Annotated in this window: 16 protein-coding genes; 9 read left to right on the top strand and 7 right to left on the bottom strand. The window is 71.3% G+C overall.

The features are described 5' to 3' along the window. Nucleotides 1-7 precede the first annotated feature (7 nt). Nucleotides 8-388: a thioredoxin gene (gene trxA, locus OHB00_RS07700; RefSeq protein ID WP_406432583.1), complete on the bottom strand. Its 381-nt coding sequence runs from the start codon at nucleotides 386-388 to the stop codon at nucleotides 8-10. A 134-nt stretch (nucleotides 389-522) separates the two neighbouring features. Here trxA and OHB00_RS07695 point away from each other — a divergent pair, with 134 nt between their 5' ends. Further along, nucleotides 523-1,950 carry a dihydrolipoyl dehydrogenase family protein gene (locus OHB00_RS07695; protein ID WP_406432581.1) on the top strand — a complete coding sequence of 476 codons (1,428 nt, stop codon included), beginning with the start codon at nucleotides 523-525 and terminating at the stop codon, nucleotides 1,948-1,950. A gap of 363 nt (nucleotides 1,951-2,313) precedes the next feature. On the opposite strand, the gene OHB00_RS07690 is transcribed toward OHB00_RS07695, so the two are convergent. Next, the gene (locus OHB00_RS07690; RefSeq protein ID WP_406432579.1) at nucleotides 2,314-2,958 is read right to left on the bottom strand and encodes a peptide deformylase; all 645 of its coding nucleotides are present in this window, start codon (nucleotides 2,956-2,958) and stop codon (nucleotides 2,314-2,316) included. Nucleotides 2,959-3,081: 123 nt separating this feature from the next. On the opposite strand from OHB00_RS07690, the gene OHB00_RS07685 reads away from it, so the two are divergent. Together OHB00_RS07685 and OHB00_RS07680 are read left to right on the top strand one after the other, a co-directional pair. Next, nucleotides 3,082-4,494, top strand: a complete 1,413-nt coding sequence (locus OHB00_RS07685) for a PepSY-associated TM helix domain-containing protein (protein WP_406432577.1) — start codon at nucleotides 3,082-3,084, stop codon at nucleotides 4,492-4,494. 61 nt (nucleotides 4,495-4,555) lie between these two features. Next, nucleotides 4,556-4,972, top strand: coding sequence for a BlaI/MecI/CopY family transcriptional regulator (locus OHB00_RS07680; protein ID WP_406432575.1), 417 nt, complete (start codon nucleotides 4,556-4,558; stop codon nucleotides 4,970-4,972). 218 nt (nucleotides 4,973-5,190) lie between these two features. Here OHB00_RS07680 and OHB00_RS07675 read toward each other — a convergent pair whose 3' ends face one another. Continuing rightward, a complete protein-coding gene (locus OHB00_RS07675; RefSeq protein WP_406432573.1) occupies nucleotides 5,191-5,973 on the bottom strand; it encodes an Fpg/Nei family DNA glycosylase in 783 nt (260 codons plus the stop codon). Between the two features lie 178 nt (nucleotides 5,974-6,151). Here OHB00_RS07675 and OHB00_RS07670 point away from each other — a divergent pair, with 178 nt between their 5' ends. Continuing rightward, nucleotides 6,152-6,352 carry a hypothetical protein gene (locus tag OHB00_RS07670; RefSeq protein ID WP_393719511.1) on the top strand — a complete coding sequence of 67 codons (201 nt, stop codon included), beginning with the start codon at nucleotides 6,152-6,154 and terminating at the stop codon, nucleotides 6,350-6,352. Nucleotides 6,353-6,527: 175 nt separating this feature from the next. Here the strand turns inward: OHB00_RS07670 and OHB00_RS07665 are convergent, their stop codons facing one another. Then, a complete protein-coding gene (locus OHB00_RS07665; RefSeq protein ID WP_406432570.1) occupies nucleotides 6,528-7,814 on the bottom strand; it encodes an MFS transporter in 1,287 nt (428 codons plus the stop codon). A 325-nt stretch (nucleotides 7,815-8,139) separates the two neighbouring features. On the opposite strand from OHB00_RS07665, the gene OHB00_RS07660 reads away from it, so the two are divergent. Next, on the top strand, nucleotides 8,140-9,147 hold the full coding sequence (locus tag OHB00_RS07660; protein ID WP_406432568.1) for an ArsR family transcriptional regulator: 1,008 nt from the start codon (nucleotides 8,140-8,142) through the stop codon (nucleotides 9,145-9,147). A 167-nt stretch (nucleotides 9,148-9,314) separates the two neighbouring features. Beyond that, on the top strand, nucleotides 9,315-10,133 hold the full coding sequence (locus OHB00_RS07655) for a chitosanase (protein ID WP_406445649.1): 819 nt from the start codon (nucleotides 9,315-9,317) through the stop codon (nucleotides 10,131-10,133). Nucleotides 10,134-10,209: 76 nt separating this feature from the next. Here the strand turns inward: OHB00_RS07655 and OHB00_RS07650 are convergent, their stop codons facing one another. From OHB00_RS07650 to OHB00_RS07640, 3 genes are read right to left on the bottom strand one after another with little or no spacing between them, the layout of a single operon-like run. Continuing rightward, nucleotides 10,210-11,016, bottom strand: coding sequence for an SAM-dependent methyltransferase (locus OHB00_RS07650; RefSeq protein ID WP_406432566.1), 807 nt, complete (start codon nucleotides 11,014-11,016; stop codon nucleotides 10,210-10,212). 35 nt (nucleotides 11,017-11,051) lie between these two features. Next, on the bottom strand, nucleotides 11,052-11,312 hold the full coding sequence (locus OHB00_RS07645) for a DUF397 domain-containing protein (protein ID WP_406432564.1): 261 nt from the start codon (nucleotides 11,310-11,312) through the stop codon (nucleotides 11,052-11,054). After that, entirely contained in the window at nucleotides 11,309-12,184 is an 876-nt protein-coding gene (locus OHB00_RS07640) for a helix-turn-helix domain-containing protein (protein ID WP_406432562.1), read from the bottom strand. Before OHB00_RS07640 ends, OHB00_RS07645 begins: the two co-directional genes overlap by 4 nt. 236 nt (nucleotides 12,185-12,420) lie before the next feature. Here OHB00_RS07640 and OHB00_RS07635 point away from each other — a divergent pair, with 236 nt between their 5' ends. From OHB00_RS07635 to OHB00_RS07625, 3 genes are all read left to right on the top strand, one after another. Continuing rightward, nucleotides 12,421-12,861, top strand: coding sequence for an ATP-binding protein (locus OHB00_RS07635; protein ID WP_406432560.1), 441 nt, complete (start codon nucleotides 12,421-12,423; stop codon nucleotides 12,859-12,861). A gap of 91 nt (nucleotides 12,862-12,952) precedes the next feature. After that, nucleotides 12,953-13,231: a hypothetical protein gene (locus tag OHB00_RS07630; protein WP_406432559.1), complete on the top strand. Its 279-nt coding sequence runs from the start codon at nucleotides 12,953-12,955 to the stop codon at nucleotides 13,229-13,231. A gap of 449 nt (nucleotides 13,232-13,680) precedes the next feature. Then, nucleotides 13,681-16,254: a Pls/PosA family non-ribosomal peptide synthetase gene (locus OHB00_RS07625; protein ID WP_406432557.1), complete on the top strand. Its 2,574-nt coding sequence runs from the start codon at nucleotides 13,681-13,683 to the stop codon at nucleotides 16,252-16,254. Nucleotides 16,255-16,265 lie beyond the last annotated feature (11 nt).

Raw genomic sequence — 16,265 nt, 5'->3', positions numbered from 1 at the left:
GCGGGTCTCACTCGCCCTCGGTGGCGCCCTGCTGTGCGGCGATGCTCTCGCGGACCTCGTCCATGTCCAGCTTGCGGGCCTGGCCGATGACGTCCGTCAGGGCCGCCTCCGGCAGGGCACCAGGCTGGGCGAAAACCGCGACCTGGTCGCGGACGATCATCAGGGTCGGGATCGACTGGATGCCGAAGGCCTGGGCCAGTTCCGGCTGCGCCTCGGTGTCCACCTTGCCGAACACCAGGTCGGGGTTGTCCTGCGCGGCCTTCTCGTAGACCGGGGCGAACATCCGGCACGGGCCGCACCAGGACGCCCAGAAGTCGATGAGGACGAACTCGTTCTCCGTGACCATCTGGTCGAAGTTCTCCTTGGTGAGCTCCACGGTGCTGCTCATGCGTGCTTCCCTCTTCCTGATGCGGGGGGCACCCCGGGGCGGGGCGGAACCGTCCGCACAACATGTCCGGCCTGGCAGGTATTCCGCCCCTTACCCGTGTGGCCCGGGCGCACACCACCAGCAAGACTGGCCCCATGACGGAAACGGAAACCATCGCTTATGACGTCGTGGTGCTCGGGGCCGGGCCCGTGGGGGAGAACGTCGCCGACCGCACCCGTGCGGCCGGCCTCTCCACCGCGGTCGTGGAGAGCGAACTCGTCGGCGGCGAATGCTCGTACTGGGCGTGCATGCCCAGCAAGGCCCTGCTGCGCCCGGTCATCGCCCAGGCCGACGCCCGACGCCTGCCCGGCCTCGCCCAGTCGGTCCAGGGCCCCCTCGACACCCCGGCGGTGCTCGCCCGCCGCAACTACTTCGCCTCGAACTGGAAGGACGACGGCCAGGTCGCCTGGCTGGACGGCATCAGCGCCGACCTCCATCGCGGCCACGGCCGCCTCGCCGGGCCCCGCACGGTCACCGTGACCGGCCCCGACGGCACCCTCACCACCCTTACCGCCCGGCACGCGGTGGCCGTCGCCACCGGCACCCGCGCCCAGCTGCCCGACCTGCCGGGCCTCGCCGAGGTGAAGCCCTGGACCAGCCGCGAGGCGACCAGCGCCCAGGAGGCACCAGGCCGGCTCATCGTCGTCGGCGGCGGTGTCGTCGCCACCGAGATGGCGACCGCCTGGCAGGCCCTCGGTTCCCGGGTCACCCTGCTGGTCCGCGGCAAGGGGCTGCTCAACCGCATGGAGCCGTTCGCCGGCGAGCTCGTCGCCGACGCGCTCAAGGAGGCCGGCGTCGACGTCCGCACCGGTACGTCCGTCCAGTCGGTGACCCGCGAGAACGGCACGGTCGTGGCCGTGACCGACAGCGGCGACCGTATCGAGGCCGACGAGATCCTCTTCGCCACGGGGCGCGTCCCGCACACCGACGACATCGGCCTCGACACGGTCGGCCTGGAACCGGGGTCCTGGCTGTCGGTCGACGACACCCTCCTGGTCGAGGGCACCGACTGGCTCTACGCCGTCGGGGACGTCAACCACCGGGCGCTCCTCACCCACCAGGGCAAGTACCAGGCCCGGATCGCGGGCGCGGCGATCGCGGCGCGTGTCGCGGACACGCCGCTGCTGGACGCGCCGTGGGGTGCGCATGCGGCCACCGCCGACCACCACGCCGTGCCGCAGGTCGTCTTCACCGACCCGGAGGCGGCGGCCGTCGGGCTCTCCTTCGCGGAGGCGGAGCAGGCGGGCCACCGGGTACGGGCGGTCGACGTCGAGTTCTCCTCCGTCGCCGGGGCGGGCCTGTTCGCCGACGGCTACAAGGGGCGCGCCCGGATGGTCGTCGACCTGGAGGCGGAGATCCTGCGTGGGGTCACTTTCGTGGGGCCGGGGGTGGGCGAGCTGATCCACTCGGCCACGATCGCCGTGGCCGGGGAGGTGCCGATCAGCCGGTTGTGGCATGCGGTGCCGTCTTATCCGACGTTGAGCGAGGTCTGGCTGCGGCTGCTTGAGGCGTACCGGGGGTAGGGCCGAAGGGGGGCTGAGGGCGCGGGTCGTGTGCGACGCGGTGGGGGCTGGTCGCGCAGTTCCCCGCGCCCCTGGGGCGTCACGCCGACGGCGGTGAGAGGCGCCGTCGGCCGCGTTCGCGTGGTGGTTGCAGCAGGTTGGTGCGGCCGCGCGTTGTGGGGGGCGCGGGTGGTGCTGAGAGGCGCTGTCGGTCGCGTTCGTGGAGTGGTTGCAGCAGGTTGGTGCGGCCGCGCGTTGTGGGGGGCGCGGGTGGTGCTGAGAGGCGCTGTTGGTCGCGTTCGTGGAGTGGTTGCCGCACAGCGATACAGCCTCGCGCCTCTTGCGGGGCGTTGCCGGTCCCTCCGCCGGGCGGGCGTCGTCCGCCTACGGCAGGTCGAAGCCCAGGGCCTCCGCCGCGGTGGCCGGGGTCGGCTGGGCCCAGCGCATGGCCATCGCCTCGCTCGACGACAGTGAGCGCAGCTCTGCCTTGTCCAGGTACAGCGAGCCGTCGAGGTGGTCGGTCTCGTGCTGGACGATGCGGGCCGGCCACCCGGTGAAGACCTCGTCCAGCGGGTGGCCGTGCTCATCCGTGCCGGTCAGCCGTACGCTCGCGTGCCGGGACACCACCGCCTGCCAGCCCGGCACGCTCAGGCAGCCCTCGAAGAACGCGGCGCGGGCGGTGCCGACGGGCTCGTAGACCGGGTTGACCAGCACCCGGAACGGCTGCGGGACCCGGCCCCGGGCCACCGCGATCTCCTCCGGTACCGGCGCCGGGTCCTCGATCACGGCGATGCGGAGTTCCACGCCGACCTGGGGTGCGGCCAGGCCCACGCCCGGGGCCGCGTGCATGGTGACGCGCAGCGCCTCGACGAACCGGGCCAGCAGGGCCGGAGCCAACTGGCCTTCGTACGGCTCGGTTCCGCGCCGCAGGACCGGATCGCCGGCCGCGACGATGGGCAACGGCCCGCCGGGGGCGAGGAGTTCCTCGATCCGCTCGGCAAGGGGCGCGCGATCACTGGGAGATGCCATCGAGCCAGGATGCCACGACCTGGCGTGTGACACAGGTCACTTCGCATCGCGGGAACTCGGCCTGAGCGCGCTCCGACTACTGGACCGTCCCCACCCCCGCGCCAGTCCCCGGAGATGCCCACGATGTCCATCGCCCCCACGACGGCCAAGGACGAGGTCCCGCAACCCACCGCCCCGGCCGCGTCCCCCAGCCGCTGGGCCCCGCTGCGCCCCCTCGTCCTGCGCCTGCACTTCTACGCCGGCGTCCTGGTCGCCCCCTTTCTGCTCGTGGCCGCCACCACCGGCCTGCTGTACGCCTTCTCCTTCCAGGCCGAGAAGCTGGTGTACGCCCATGAGCTGACCGTCCCGGTGGGCGGGACCGAACTGCCGATCTCCGAGCAGGTCGCCGCCGCCCGCAAGGCGCACCCCGAGGGCACGGTCTCGGCGATACGGCCGTCGCCCGAGGCGGACGCGACCACCAGGGTGATGCTGGCGGGGGTTGAGGGGATCGACCCGGACCACACCCTCGCCGTGTTCGTCGACCCGTACACCGGCAAGGTGCGCGGCGCGCTCGAACAGTACGGCTCGTCGGGCGCGCTGCCGCTGCGCACCTGGATCGACGAACTCCACCGGGACCTGCACCTCGGCGGCACCGGACGGCTCTACAGCGAGTTCGCGGCGAGCTGGCTGTGGGTGATCGCGGGCGGCGGCCTGGGGCTGTGGTTCTCCCGGCGGCGGGCGCTGCGCAAGGTGCGTGGCACCAGCGGGCGGCGGCGCACGCTGGGCCTGCACGGCACCGTCGGCGTCTGGGCCGCCGCCGGTTTCGTCTTCCTCTCGGCGACCGGCCTGACCTGGTCCACCTACGCCGGTGCCAACATCGACGAACTGCGCACCTCCCTCGGCCAGGCCACCCCGGCCGTCTCCGCGGCCGCGAGCGGCGGCGAGCACGCCGGACACGGCACGGCGGCCGGAACCGGCGGCGACGCCGAGCACGGCGTCGGCCTGGACAAGGTGCTCGCCGCCGCCCGCGCCGAGGGCCTGGGCGACCCCGTCGAGATCGTCCCGCCCGCCGACGTGAACAGCGCCTACGTGGTCCGGCAGGTCCAGCGCAGCTGGCCCGAGAAGCAGGACTCCGTCGCCGTGGACCCGGGCACCGGCGAGGTGACCGACGTGCTGCGCTTCGCCGACTATCCGGTGCTCGCCAAGCTCACCCGCTGGGGCATCGACCTGCACACCGGCATCCTCTTCGGCCTCGTCAACCAGTTGGTCCTGGCCCTGCTCGCGCTCTCGCTGATCCTGCTGATCCTGTGGGGCTACCGCATGTGGTGGCAGCGCGGCCGCGGCTCCGCCTTCGGCCGGCCGATCCCGCGCGGGGCCTGGGCCGAGGTCCCGCCGTACCTCCTCGTCCCGGCGATGGCGGTGATCGCGGTCCTCGGCTACTTCGTGCCGCTGCTCGGGATCCCGCTGGCCGCCTTCCTCGCCGTGGACATCGTGCTCGGCGAGCTGGCGCATCGTCGCGGGCGGCGGACCTACGGGGGCAGGGCCGGCGTGAAGTAGCGTGGTCAGACACGCCGACGTGCGTGTCACCACACGCCGACGCCGGAGGGAGACGGGGACTATGACGCGGGCCCGGCGGGGGCAGGGGGAACTGGAGGGCCAGGTGCTGGGCGCGCTGCGCGAGGCCGGCGGTCCCGTCACCGCCGCCTGGGTGCAGGAGCGGCTCGGCGGCGACCTCGCCTACACCACCGTCGTGACCATCCTGACCCGGCTGCTCGCCAAGGACGTCGTCGCCCGCGAGCGGCAGGGGCGCTCCTTCCTGTGGACCCCGACCGCCGACGTGGCCCGTCTCGCCGCCCTGCGGATGCGCCGGCTCCTCGACGGCGAACGCGACCGCGAGGCGGTGCTCGCCAGCTTCGTCACCGCCCTGCCGCCCGCTGACGAACAGGTGCTGCGGGTCCTGCTGGAGGCCGCCGGACCGGGCCGGATGAACCCTCGGAACGCCGCGCCCACCGACCGCGGTGGCACGGAAGACTGACCGCCCAAGGGCGCCGAGGTGCACCCCGCCAAAACACGCAAGTATCCGGCGCTCCGTCCGGACCGCCGCACGGACCCGGGGGCAGGCACCGTCCCGGCGCTCCGCGCCGCGATGATTGGCGCGTATCGGATGCACCGAATCACCCTCCCGTCACTCCGCCCGCCGAAACTCTCGGCCAACCACCGATTTCCGGCCCTCGCCTGCGCAGGCCGGTCGCGTCAGTGCTGGCAGGCCGGGCACCAGACCGTGCGGCGGCCGGAGACGCGGCGTGAGCGCAGACGGGTGCCGCAGCGAGGGCAGGCGGCCTCGGTGTCCTCACGGTGGCCGGTGAGCCAGCTGGGGCGCGGTGGTACGCGGGCGGCGCGGCAGGAGGAGGCGAGCACCCGGCGCATCGCGGTGAACACCCGACGGGCCTCGGCCTCGTCGAGATCCCGGGCGGGACGCCCCGGCGCGACCCGGGCCCGCCACAGGATCTCGTCACAGAGCAAATTCCCGAGACCGGCGAGCGCGGACTGGTCCATCAGCAGGCCCTTGACGGCGCCCCGCCGCCCGGCGAGCAGCGCCAGGAACTCCTCGCGGCCGATGGCGAGGGCGTCGGGCCCCAGTCCGGCCAGCATGTGCTCCACCGCCTCGGGTCCGTCGGCCAGCCGTATGCCCTGGAGTTTGCGCTGGTCGCTGTAGCGCAGCTGGCGCTCGTCGTCGAGCGTGAGGACGACCCGGTCGTGCCGGTCCGGCGGGTCGTCGGCCGAGGCCGCTGTCAGCCGGCCGGTCATGCCGAAGTGCCACACCAGGGCCGGGCCGTCGCCGACCGGCGCCACCAGCAGCTTGCCGTGACGGCGTGGCCGGCCCAGCCGCCGGCCCTCGACCTCGCGCCGCAGCCGCCGCACACCGACGCCGCGCAGGACACCCGCGTCCCGCACGTCGACCCGCCGGACGCGGTGCCCGCGGCCGCAGGAGTCCAGCACCTCGCGAAAGCCCTCGACGTCCGGCAACTCCGGCATGGTTCCTCCCGGCGGCGGTCCCGGCACGCCCGCCGTACCCCGGGTAGCCGCCTTCGCTCCCGCCAATCGTCGCTAGAAGCGGAAGGGCGGAAGCGGGAGTGCACGAGCGGGATCGTGCCCGGTCCGCCGCATGATCCGCGCCGCTGGGGGGCATGCGGTCACTATGGAAGGCGCGCCTGTGATCGTGCAGCCGCCGGGCCCCGACGGCGGCCGGCGGGTCACCATCCGCGGGGAGTACGTCGGCATCGCGTACCACCTGCTCGACATCGTCGAGTTCCTGCGTCGCGCGGGTCTGCCCGAGGCCAGCACGACGGTCGACGACCCCGAGCTGATCGAGTGGCGCGGCATCGGCCCGAAGGCCTGGACCGCCACCGGCTGACCCGCTTCGGGGACCCCGGCCCGCCCCGGCGGACTTGGCCCTCGGGGAGTACCGAACGGACATCAGCGGTAGCGGAGCGATCTTGATTCCGGTTCGGTGACGTGCCCGTTCTGCCTGGTCAGCGGGGTCTGCGGTCCTCGGCGTGCCTGTTGAGTCTGCTGAGCAAGCTGTGCCGTCACCCGGCCCCTGGGCGAGGCCGAGTGACGGAGGCGCCGCACGATGCCTGGTCACTTCCACCCGCACCAGGGAGGTGGCCGCGGCCGTCCGCATGTGCCGCACGGTTCCTGGCCGGGCCTTGCTCGAACTTGTACGGCGCCAGTAGGTGGCGGGCCAGGGCGAGTGCGGCAAGCAGCGCGACGAGCACGCACACGCCCCACCAGCCGGCCTGGCTCCAGACGCGTGTCCCGAGCCAGGAACCTGCGCTGCCGCCCAGGTAGGCGCAGGTCATGTAGGCGGTGTTGAGCCTGCTGCGGGCGTCGACACGCAGGGCGTAGACGCGGACTTGATTGGCGACCATGCCGGACTGCATCGCGGTGTCGAGGAGCAGCGTGCCGAGTGTCAGGGCGGCCAGACCCAACGTGCCGCCCCGGGCACCCAGGGTGAGGATCGCGGCCGAGACGAGGACGCCGAGCATGCAGACCAGGTTCACTGGATCGGGGCCGTAGCGGTCCACCAGACGGCCGGCGAGCGGTGTGCAGACCATGGTTGCCACGCCGGCCAGGGCGATCATTCCTACCGCCTGGGCGCCCAGCCCGTAGGCCGGTCCGGAGAGCAGGAGCGCCAGGCAGGTCCAGACCGCGGAGAACCCGGCGAAGACGGTGGCCTGGTAGAAGCACGAGCGGCGCAGGTCCGGCTCGGTACGCAGCAGGCGCAGCGGCTCGGCCAGGAGCGCTGTGTACCGCTGACGGGAGGACGGGGTCGTGGTCGGCAGCGCGAACGCCAGGACGGCGGCGAGGATCAGGGCCAGGACCGCGGCGACCAGGTAGGGGGCCCGCCAGCCCAGCCACTCACCGAGCGTGCCGCTGAAGGTCCGGGCCAGCAGCATGCCGCCGGTCGATCCGCTCAGCAGGGTGCCGATCACCGCTCCTTGGCGGTCGGCGGCCACGAGACCAGCCGCCAGGGGGCCGACGATCTGCGCGCCCACGGTGGTCAGGCCGACAAGGGTGCTGGCGGCCATGAGGGCGGGCAGAGCCGGTGCGCAACCCGCGGCGAGCAGGGCCAGGCCGGTCAGGGCGAGCAGGACGACGAGGAACGAGCGGTGCGGGAGCCGGTCGCCCAGTGGCACCAGCAAGAACATCCCGGCCGTGTAGCCGGTCTGCGTGGCGGTCACCACCGCAGCGGCCGAATCGGGCGACACGTGCAGCCCGGCGGCGACCAGTGGACCGATGGACTGCGGAAAGTAGATGTTGCCCACCGCCACGGCGCATGTGACAGCCAGGAGGAGGAGCATCCGGTGGCTCATCCTGCAGTCCACCCGCCCGTCCGCGACGTACCGGCGGTATGTGCGATGTCGTCAGGCGGGCCGAGCCGCCGGGCCGAGGTCCTGGACATGTCGCTCACGACGAATCCCGGCGCGCCGGCCTCCACGGTATCGGCGCAGTCCGTCCCGTCCGGATCGATCGCGCCGGCCGCCAAGCCGCCGCCCGCCGGGCGCCTGGCGACAGCGGCGCCGATACCGCGGGCAGCGCCAGTGACAACCGCCGTCCGCCGCACATGAGTTGTGGGTGTCATGGGAGGAAGTCCACGGCATCGACGTCGCGTCGCCAATCGATGTAGCGTATGGCTTAATGATCAGCTTTGTGCTCGGCGTCGAGGACCTCGCGGACACCCGCTTCGCCCTCTCGCCCCTGCACGAAACCCTGTTCAGCCTGCGGGTGCTGCAGGATCCGGGCCTGTCGGCGCTGCATCTGCCCTGGCGCAGGTCCGTACTCGGCAGACTGGGCACGCTCGACACCGGTCTGCTGATGTCCTTGGTCGCCCAGCGGCGTACCCTCCCCGACTTCCTCACCCCGAATCCCGCGAGCTTCGCGCCGGCCTTCGAAGAAGAACTCCTCGTCGTCCGCCAGGCGTCCTGCGCTCGGGTCCGCCACGACCTGCTGCTCGCGCACGCGCCCGACCCTGTTCCCGAAGCGCTCCGCGACGCCACCGCCGCCGAAGACGCACCTGTCGCCGGACTCCGCGACGCCATCTGCGATCTCCTGCGGCAGTACTGGGAGGCGGCCATCGAGCCGGTGTGGCCGCAGCTGCGGCTGGTGCTGGAAGCCGACATGACCTACCGCGCCCGCCGGCTCGCCCTGGGGGGCGCCCGACTGCTGTTCGCCGACATGCACCCGAACCTGCGCTGGCAAGGCGGAGAGCTGTACATCCACAAGATGATCAGCAGGCACCGGGTTGTGGCATCCGGACGGGGGCTGCTGCTCCTGCCGTCCGTGTTCGCACACAAGCCCGCGCCCCCCGTGAGCCCGGACGAGCCGCCGAGCCTCGTGTATCCCAGCCGGGGCGTAGCCACGCTGTGGGGCTCGGAGATGCCGACCGTCGACACGACCGCCCTGGTGTCTCTGCTCGGTTCGTCCCGAGCGAGACTGCTCAGCCTCCTGGAAGAGCCGTTGCCCACCGTGGAGCTCGCCCGCCGTCTCGGGGTCACCCCAAGCGCTGTCTCCCAGCACCTGCGTGTCCTGCACTCCACAGGACTGGTCACCCGGACACGTGACGGACGGCATGTGCTGTACCGGAGAAGCGCGCTCGGCGACCGACTCACCCCCACCGCTACCGGACCCCGAACTCGCGGCAGCTGAGGTTCAGCAGCCCGGCTCCGCCTTGTTCGACCCTACGAACTTTCGGTGTGACGGGTACACATCAGTCGGATCTACTGATAGGAAACCTTCCTATCGATGACCGATCGCAACCCCCCACTGGAGTCCCTGTGCGGAACCCGAACGACACCACCCCGACGAACCCCGTCATGACCTCCCGCCGCACCCTGCTCGCCCTGCTCGGCGCGTCCGCCGTCGGTGCCGGCGCCGTGCTGCTGCGCCCCGGGCACGCCGCCGCGGCCGCGACGGCCGCGAGCTGCGCGGGCCTCGACGACCCGGCGAAGAAGGAGATCGCCATGAAGCTGGTGTCGAGCGCGGAGAACTCCTCGCTCGACTGGAAGGCGCAGTACAAGTACATCGAGGACATCGGCGACGGCCGCGGCTACACCGCCGGGATCATCGGTTTCTGCTCCGGCACCGGCGACATGCTCGACCTCGTCCAGCTCTACACCGACCGCAAGCCCGGCAACGTGCTCGCCAAGTACCTCCCCGCCCTGCGCCGGGTCAACGGCACCGACTCGCACAGCGGTCTCGACCCGAACTTCCCCGCCGACTGGCGCAAGGCCGCCCAGGACACCGCCTTCCAGCAGGCCCAGAACGACGAACGCGACCGCGTGTACTTCAACCCGGCCGTCCAGCAGGGCAAGACGGACGGGCTGGGCACGCTGGGGCAGTTCACCTACTACGACGCCATCGTCATGCACGGCGACGGCGACGACGCCACCAGCTTCCGCAACATCCGCAAGCGCGCCCTCGGCCACGCCAAGCCGCCGGCGCAGGGCGGCAACGAGACGACGTACCTCAACGCCTTCCTGGACGCCCGGGTCTGGGCCATGAAACAGGAGGAGGCCCACAGCGACACCACCAGGGTCGACACCGAGCAGCGGGTCTTCCTGAAGAAGGGCAACCTGTGCCTGAACACCCCGCTGGACTGGAAGGTGTACGGCGACAGCTACCACATCGGCTGACCGGCGCCCCGGGCTGTCGTACCGCACCCCCATGCGGTACGACAGCCCAGGGGCTTCCCCCCTCTCGGAAAAAGCGCTACGGCTTTATGCCCACCCCGGTCCACAGGCTGACCTCCGCGTCGGTGTCGGTCGGCTCGGTGTCCGGGCGCCAGCGGTGGCCCACCGAGACGCCGGGGTCGAGCAGTTCGAGCCCGTCGAAGAACCGCGCCACGTCCGCGCGGGAACGGAACTGCACCGGGGTACCTGCGTTGTTGTAGATGTCGGTCACCTTCTGCCAGGTGTCCGGGTCGAAGTCGGGCGTGCAGTGGCTCAGGGCGAGCGCGCTGCCCGAAGGGAGCACGTCCAGCAGCCGGCTCACGATGCCGTACGGGTCCTGGGCGTCCGTCACGAAGTGCATCAGGGCGTTGAGGGACAGCGCCACCGGCCGCCCGAGGTCCAGCACGTCGGCCAGCTCGGGGGCGTCGAGCAGCGACTGCGGGTCGTTGACGTCCGCCTCGATGTAGGTGGTCCGCCCCTGTGCCGTGCTGCGCATCAGGCGCTCGGCGTACTTGAGCACCAGCGGGTCGTTGTCGGCGTACACCACCCGGGCCTCGGGGACCACGGACTGGGCCACCTGGTGCAGGTTCGGCTCGGTGGGGATACCGGTGCCGATGTCGAGCCACTGCCGGATGCCGTGCTCGCGTGCGAGGACCCTGGTGGCGCGGTGCATGAAAGCACGGTTCTCCCGCGCGCACACGAAGATGCCCGGGTAGGCCGACGCCACCGTCTCGGCGGCCTGCTTGTCGACCTCGAAGTGGTCCTTGCCGCCCAGGTAGTAGTCGTACATCCGGGCGGAGTGGGGCCTGCTGGTGTCGATGTCCCGGGCCACGGGCGAGTTGGTCATCCTGAACCTTTCAGAGGGGGTGCGTGGGGGAGAGGTCAACCGGTGGTCAGATGGTCGGCGAGGCCCCGTTTGACCCCCGCCACGAACGCGGTGATCTCCTCCGGGGTGTAGATCAGCGCGGGGCCGGCCGGATCCGTCGACTGGCGCAGCGCGATCCGGCCGTCGGCGAGCTGCTTCGTCTGCACGCACTGACCGCCGTTGGGGCCGCTCCAGGGCGACTCCCAGCCCTGCTCACCCAGCTCCGACGCGGGCATGCCGTTGTACACGTCGTGGACACTGCCGTCGAAGGTGGTCATGAGTACTCCTTGCGCATGCGGTCCAGGAGCGCCCTGCTCTGCGCGTCGGAGGTCAGCAGGGACATGCGGTTGTGCGCCTCCAGGTGGGCGACGACGTCGGAGCGCTGGTCCAGGTACATCGCGCCGGAGAGGATCTCGGTGTAGACGACGTCCGGCAGCTCCGGCTCCGCGAACCGGAAGTAGGTGAACGGGGCGCACGCGCCCACATGGGCACCGGCGGTGAACGGAACGACGTCGACGCTGACGTGCGCCAGCTCCGAGACCTCCAGCAGCCGTTCGATCTGCCCCCGCATCACCTCGGGCCCGCCGACGACCCGGTGCAGGACAGCCTCCTCCATCACCACCCACAGCGTCGGCGCGTCGGAGCGCTCCAGCAGGGCCTGGCGGCGCAGCCGCAGGTTCACCCGCCGCTCCAGGTCCTCGTCGCTGTCGTTCGGGAAACCGCCGCTGAGCACCGAACGCGCGTACTCCCGGGTCTGCAGCAGCCCCGTGACGTAGTGCGGCTCGTACGTGCGCAGAGTGGTCGCGCCGGTCTCCAGGCTCACATAGGCGCTGAACCAGGTGGGCAGCACATCCCGGTACGTGTGCCACCAGCCGGGCTCGTTGGCCCGCTCGGCGAAGGCGACGAACTCGTCCCGCTCCTGCCGGTCGGCACCGTAGGTCTCAAGCAGCTTCTCCACGTAGAGCGGCTTGAGCGTGACCTCGGCCTTCTCCAGCCGGCGGATGGTCAGAGGGGTGACCCGAAGCGCCCGCGCCGCGTCCTCCAGCGACACGCCCGCTCCCTGGCGCCGCTCCTGGAGCCTGCGGCCCAGGATCATGCGGAGAACGGTGGGCGCACTGGTGCCGCCCGCGTTCGAACGTCCTTCGCTCACGCCCTACCTCCTGAGGGACTGTCACCCCCACGAGTGTGACAGGCACTTGATGAAGCGACCAGACCGAATCCGTCATGCTGAAATTATCAGGGAGTCGGTTGCAGCCTGAACTTGCATGCGCGCATGATTACTTGAGTAAATCGCGGCCACGATCACGGGCGATGCCCCACCCCGGTGCGGCCGTTGCCCTGCCCTGCCCGTTCTCCGCCGCGCCCGCCTTACGGAAGGCAGCCATCGTGTCCCCCCACACGACCTCCCCCCGCGACCTGTTAGACGTTGTCGCGCCCGACCGGGCGCACTGGATCGAGCTGCCCTCGCACCGCTCCAGCGTCAGAGTCGCCCGCCGCTCCGTGAGAGCCCGGCTCAGCGAGTGGGGACTCTCCCGCGAGCTGTGCGAGGACGCGGTACTTCTCGTGTCCGAGCTGGCCACCAACGCCGTCATCCACACCCTGAGCGTGCGGATCCTGTGCGGCATGGGACTGGTCGCCGACGGATGCCTGCGGCTCGAAGTCCACGACCACGACTACTCCGGCCGCGACCTGCCACGGCGCGAGCCCGGCCCCGACGACGAGGGCGGCCGGGGGCTGCTCCTCGTCGGGCAGCTCGCCGACTCCTGGGGCGTCGACCGGTCGAGGCTCACCAGCGGCCACGCGGTCTGGGCGGTGCTGACGGCCTGACGCGGGTGCCAACGGGGGGTGTGAACAGGGCTTCGAAGAGGCGGAGTTGCCGATTTCACGGGGGTGCGTCGGCCTGCATATGATCTTGGTCGTGACTGTGCAGAACTCTGACAAGACACCTTCTCGCAAGCAGCGACTCCAGGAGAAGCAGCGCCGCCAGCTGGCGGTGGTCGACACGGTGGACAAGGCCGAGGTCAAGGTCCGCAAGGCGGAAGCCGAGCTGGCGGTCGCCGTCGCCGAAGCGGTGCAGGTGTTCGGTGACGAGCGCGCCGCCTCCGAGGGGCTCGACATGCCCGTGGAGGCCGTACGCCGCTTCGTCGGCATGGCGGCATACGAGACCGCCGCGACGGCGGACGCCACCGACGACTGACGTGCCCTGAGGAACTGGGCCCCGCGCCGCCGCCGAGGCCTCCCGCCGACGCGGGCCGGATCCGCGTGCGTCCGCCGCACCCGCGCGGTGACGCAATTCCGCGAGCCCGTTCCCTGGGGCCATTCCGTGGCGCCGGTCCGCGGTCGCGCCCCGAGGCTGTCGGGGCCGTGAAGACCGGACGAGGCGCACACGCCCGTCGGGTCACGGCGGGGAGGCGAGCCGCGACGGCCGGTCGGTCCGCCCGCGGGGCGCGCTGCCGGCCGGGGGGCCGCCGTTCGGGTGATTCGCACGCTCCCCTTCCTGGCGTGAAACCAAGGGAATGCGGGCCTGACGGCTCATGACGGGCACTCGGCCGAGCTCCAGTGACAAGTGGCAGGTAGCGCTCTTCTCCGGACAAACTGAATCCGCCGGTTCGTGATCAGGAACATCCACGTTCTCCAGGAGATCGCATGGTGGAACAGTCCTCCGAGGTCGTGTCGGAGCCGGATGAACCTGCCGTCGCCCTGACCGGCACCCACCCCAGGGGGGCGGAGACCGAGCGGAGGCTCGCGCAGGCGCTGGCCGACCTCCTCGATGCCGAGAGCGTCCCTGTCGACGGCCACTTCTTCGCCGACCTCGGTGCCAACTCCCTGGTCATGGCCCAGTTCTGCGCACGAATACGCAAGACGGCCGATCTGCCCTCGCCGTCCATGCGGGACATCTACCAGCACCCCACGATCCAGAGCCTGGCGGCGGCCCTCGCGAAGACCGCTCCCGCCGCTCCGGTGTCCACCCCGCAGCCGTCCCCGCCGACCCGGGCACCGGACCCACGCGTCGGCCGGCGCAACCATCTGCTCTGCGGAACCGTCCAGTTGCTGGTCTTCCTCGGCTACTCCCTGCTCTCCGGATTCGTCACCGCCGCGGGATACGAGTGGATCGCCACCGGCAAGGGACTGGCCGACGTCTATCTGCGGTCGCTGCTCTTCGGAAGCGTCGCGTTCGTGGCGCTGTGCGCGTTCCCCGTCGTCGCGAAGTGGGTGCTCGTCGGACGCTGGCGCCCCCGTGAGTTCCCCGTCTGGGGCCTGACGTACCTGCGCTTCTGGCTGGTCAAGGTGCTGCTGCACGCGAACCCGATGGTCTTCCTCACCGGGACGCCGCTGTACGTGCTGTACCTGCGGGCCCTCGGCGCGCGCATCGGCAAGGGCGTCACGATCCTCTCCCACTCCGTCCCGGTCTGCACCGACCTGCTGACGATCGGTTCGGGCACGGTGATCCGCAAGGACTCCTTCTTCCTCGGCTACCGGGCCCACGCCGGACACATCCAGACCGGCCGCATCACCCTCGGCGCGGACGTCTTCGTCGGTGAGAAGACCGTGCTGGACATCGACACCTCCCTGGGCAACGGTGCCCAGCTCGGCCACTCCTCCGCCCTGCACCGCGGCCAGGCGGTCCCGGACGGCGAGCACTGGCACGGTTCCCCGGCCGAGCCCACCCGGACCGACTACCTCCGGGTGGCCCCGGCCAGCTGCGGCACCCTGCGCCGCGCCTGGTTCGGCCTCGGCACGCTGCTCCAGATGGTCCTGCTGTACGTCCCGCTGGCCGTCGGCGGCGTCTACATGCTGTTCACCGAGATACCGGCGATCGGCAAGCGACTCGACCCGACGACGGCCGCGCTCGGCTGGTCGCAGCTGCTCCCCGACGCGCTGCTGCTCTCCCTCGTGCTGTTCTTCGGGTTCGTCGTCCTGGGGCTGGCGGCCCTGTGCACCCTTCCGCGGCTGGTGGGCCTGGTGGTCAAGCCCGACAAGGTCTATCCGCTCTACGGGTTCCACTACGCGCTGCAGCGGGCCACGGCCCGCATGACGAACCTCAAGTTCTTCGCCTGGCTCTTCGGCGACAGCTCCTACATCGTGAGCTACCTACGAGGCATCGGATACGACCTGTCCCAGGTGGAGCAGACCGGGTCGAACTTCGGCACCGAGGTGCAGCACGAGACACCGCTGCTGGTCACCGTCGGCAGCGGAACGATGGTGGCCGACGGCCTCTCCGTACTCAACGCCGACTTCTCCAGCACGTCCTTCCGGCTTTCCCGGGCCTCGATCGGCGCGCACAACTTCCTGGGCAACAACATCGCCTATCCGGCCGGCGGCAGGACCGGCGAGAACTGCCTGCTCGCGACCAAGGTGATGGTTCCCCTCGACGGCGAGATCCGGGAGGGCGTGGGGCTCCTGGGCTCACCGTGCTTCGAGATCCCCCGCTCGGTGGACCGCGACGCCCGGTTCGACCATCTCCGCACTGGAGAAACGTTTCATCAGCGGCTGGCCGCGAAGAACCGCTACAACCTCCGCTCCATGGCGCTCATGCTGGGCGTCCGCTGGCTGCACACCTTCGCGCTCACCCTGTTCGGACTCGCCTCCGTGGACCTGTACGGCGTGGTCGGACAGATGGTGATCGCCGGCTACCTGGCGCTCACCCTCGCCTTCTCCGCCGCCTACTTCATCCTGGTGGAGCGCTGCCTCGCGGGATTCCGCGCGCTGCGCCCCCGGCTGTGCTCCATCTACGACCCGTACTTCTGGTGGCACGAACGCCTGTGGAAGGTGCCGGACCACTTCCTCAACATCTTCAACGGGACCCCGTTCAAGAGCCTGGTCTGGCGGCTGCTGGGGGTACGCATCGGCCGCAGGGTGTTCGACGACGGCTGCTACCTGACCGAGCGGACCCTCGCCACCATCGGCGACGACTGCACCCTCAACGCCGGCAGCAAGATCCAGTGCCACTCGCAGGAGGACGGCACCTTCAAGTCCGACGTCACCACGCTCGGCGCCGGCTGCACCCTGGGCGTCGCCGCCCATGTGCACTACGGCGTGACCATGGGCGACGGCTCCGTGCTGGCGCCCGACTCCTTCCTCATGAAGGGCGAGGAAGTCCCCCCGAACGCCAGGTGGGGCGGCAACCCCGCGGTGGACACACCGGACCGCGACAGCCGGTCCGCCGGCGTCGGCCGGACCACCCCGGCAGCCGACGCCGCCAACGCGACCGTGAGCTGAGGAAGGCCATT

Origin of the sequence: Streptomyces sp. NBC_00631 (assembly GCF_045206895.1) — a bacterium.
Classification (GTDB): domain Bacteria; phylum Actinomycetota; class Actinomycetes; order Streptomycetales; family Streptomycetaceae; genus Streptomyces.
This window is presented reverse-complemented; position numbering and strand designations above follow the sequence as displayed.